The 786-nt window shown below is 49.4% G+C and carries 2 protein-coding genes; both read right to left on the bottom strand.

All coding sequences use genetic code 11. The annotated features are described in order from the left end of the window. On the bottom strand, nucleotides 1-186 hold a 186-nt coding region (locus tag OB236_RS30535), incomplete at its 3' end, for an SRPBCC domain-containing protein (protein WP_262687345.1). Between the two features lie 66 nt (nucleotides 187-252). Continuing rightward, a partial coding sequence (locus tag OB236_RS30530) for a sigma factor-like helix-turn-helix DNA-binding protein (RefSeq protein WP_317259396.1) occupies nucleotides 253-786 on the bottom strand: 534 nt, incomplete at its 5' end.

Raw genomic sequence — 786 nt, 5'->3', positions numbered from 1 at the left:
TTCCATCCTTGTCAGGAATTCGCCGCCGACCCGCAAATCGTTCTCCGCTCTTGGCGCATGCCATTCCTCGGAAGGTTGATACCACTTCGTAATGTGGTCCGGCTCGGTCCAATAGCTCCATACTTTTGCGACAGGGGCTTGAACGACGGTTTCTACGGTTACTTTCGTTGGATTGCTTGTTTCCATTGTGAAGGACACCTCTTTACGGGAATTTTGTTTCTCACTAATATAGACGAATGCCAATCTCCGAATTCATCGGTCTATTTGTTCCGGAAGCCCTAATCGGGAAAATAATTTTGCATTTATGAAATTTTGAACATGGAATATCCGATTTTCTTTCACTTCAATCACGTGAATGCCCCAAGGCACCAGGACGGATGCCTCCTTACCCGGCACATACTGCGCCAGAGCGGGATAACCGCCATTCACTGTAGTTGGCAAAAATTTGGACCCCTCGCAATGCCAGCGCGTAAGCGCAAAAAACGCGGACAAATCTTCTTGCCCGCTTATCCACATGGCGAAAGGCGGCATGGACATACAACCTTCCTCATGGAACAACGACACAAGCGCTTGGATATCGAATTGCTCAAACGCTTCCACATACCGCGAGAGAAGATTCTGGTCGGGATTGACATCCATCTTACTAAATTCGTCGGAGCGAAGTCGCGTTCGGTCCATCGTCTCCCTGGCTCGTTGCAGGGCGCTGTTCGCCGCTGCCGGCGACATTCCCAACGTTTCCGCAATTTGTTTCGAAGACCATTCAAAGACATCCTTCAGAATAAGAAC

The organism is Paenibacillus baimaensis (assembly GCF_025567575.1).
Note: the sequence above shows the minus strand (reverse complement) of the source record. Positions and strands in the feature narration are given on the sequence as shown.